The organism is Spiroplasma sp. ald (genome assembly GCF_044714355.1).
In the GTDB taxonomy this organism is placed as follows: domain Bacteria; phylum Bacillota_I; class Bacilli_A; order Mycoplasmatales; family Mycoplasmataceae; genus Spiroplasma; species Spiroplasma phoeniceum.
Map to the genome: position 1 here is coordinate 1 of NZ_RXFY01000172.1, position 1,165 is coordinate 1,165.

The 1,165-nt window shown below is 30.1% G+C and carries 2 protein-coding genes; both read right to left on the reverse strand.

The genetic code is table 4. The features are described 5' to 3' along the window. A partial coding sequence (locus tag EHU54_RS05910) for a hypothetical protein (RefSeq protein ID WP_400249471.1) occupies positions 1-623 on the reverse strand: 623 nt, incomplete at its 3' end. A gap of 15 nt (positions 624-638) precedes the next feature. Continuing rightward, positions 639-1,165: hypothetical protein (locus EHU54_RS05915; RefSeq protein ID WP_400249473.1), on the reverse strand; the 527-nt coding region annotated here is incomplete at its 5' end.

Here is a 1,165-nt window from a genome sequence, read left to right on the forward strand (position 1 = left end):
AAATTATTAATTGTTTCTAAATTAGAAACTTTAAAACCCTTATAAAAATCATTTCGGGCTAATTTTCCAATTGTATATAATAAAGTTTCATTATTAACCTGCTTTGTAAAATCAAATATTAATTTATCAGATAAAATCTTTTTACCTGTAACTTGTTTTACAACATCTTCTAAGTTATTAGCAGTTATTACACCTAATTTTTCAAGTAGTTTAGTTTCTTTTGCTAATTTTAAAATTCTAGTTGTGCGAGCAGCACGCGTTAATTTACCAATTCCACCAATTGCTGGTAACAAATTTAAGGCAGTACTTTTTACTATCACTTCTGATGTTAATTTATCGTATATTTGATTTACAGCAAAATCGGTTGCTGTTTCTACTCCAAACGAGATAAATGCTGCGGCAAAATTAGATAATCCCGCACCAAGACCAACAGCCGAAGCAATTCCCCCAGTCAAAACTGATAAACCAAGAGCTAAAACTTGAATTCCTAAAAATTCTAATAACTGTAAACCAAAACTTTTTTCTTGTTGTTGGATTGACAATCTAGTTGGATTTTTTTTAACAGCATAAATAAGGGCTGTTTTAGATGTTCCGATTGGCATATCTATTAAACGAAAAAGCACTATTTTTTAGTACTATTAAGAATTTTTAATTTTAACATCAATCGGATTTGTTTGACCACCAGCATTGTTTTTACCTTCAATTTGAACTTCAACAGTTTTATCATTTGTAATATTAATTGGTCAATCTTCACCTTTACTTTCAATAAAGTAATCGAAATCACTTTCAGTTAAAGAACTATTTACTGCTTTTACCGCTTTTAAAACAACATCTTTAAATTGTGGTTTTAATTGTTCGGCTGTTGCTTGTGTTGGGTCTGTTACATGAATAGTTGGTTTGTCTAATTTACTAATTCCACTAATATCAATTTTTGCAACAATGTGTTTAATAATTCCCTTAGGTTCAACAACTGCACCACCTAAATATAATACTCTTTCCATAATTAAAGTATTACCCATACCAGTACCTAATGCAGCAGCACCAACTCTTAATGGAGTATGGTCTTTTTTGCGTAAAATAAGGGGGTCGTATTTTTTGCTAAATTTAAAGGCAATTGCATTAACTCCATTTGGTAATAATTCAATTGTTCCTTCTGAACCATCTT